This window comes from Geobacillus sp. DSP4a, from assembly GCF_013096875.1.
Classification (GTDB): domain Bacteria; phylum Bacillota; class Bacilli; order Bacillales; family Anoxybacillaceae; genus Geobacillus; species Geobacillus thermophilus.
Genome location: NZ_SDLD01000180.1, coordinates 1 through 550, shown reverse-complemented (window position 1 = coordinate 550; position 550 = coordinate 1). Strand labels below are relative to the sequence as shown.

Here is a 550-nt window from a genome sequence, read left to right as displayed (position 1 = left end):
CGCCTTCGGTGCTTCCTTCACCGCCGCTTTCGGCGCTTCGTTGTCCGGCGCCTTCGGTGCTTCCTTCACCGCCGCTTTCGGCGCTTCGTTGTCCGGCGCCTTCGGTGCTTCCTTCACCGCCGCTTTCGGCGCTTCGCTGACCGGCGCCTTCGGTGCTTCCTTCACTGCCGCTTTCGGCGCTTCGTTGTCCGGCGCCTTCGGTGCTTCCTTCACCGCCGCTTTCGGCGCTTCGTTGTCCGGCGCCTTCGGTGCTTCCTTCACCGCCGCTTTCGGCGCTTCGTTGTCCGGCGCCTTCGGTGCTTCCTTCACCGCCGCTTTCGGCGCTTCGTTGTCCGGCGCCTTCGGTGCTTCCTTCACCGCCGCTTTCGGCGCTTCGCTGACCGGCGCCTTCGGTGCTTCCTTCACTGCCGCTTTCGGCGCTTCGTTGTCCGGCGCCTTCGGTGCTTCCTTCACCGCCGCTTTCGGCGCTTCGTTGTCCGGCGCCTTCGGTGCTTCCTTCACCGCCGCTTTCGGCGCTTCGTTGTCCGGCGCCTTCGGTGCTTCCTTCACC

At 66.5% G+C, this 550-nt stretch carries 1 pseudogene; it reads right to left on the bottom strand.

Annotated elements, in window-relative coordinates:
• Positions 1-550, bottom strand: a pseudogene (locus ETC02_RS16895) (peptigoglycan-binding protein LysM); the annotation flags it as partial.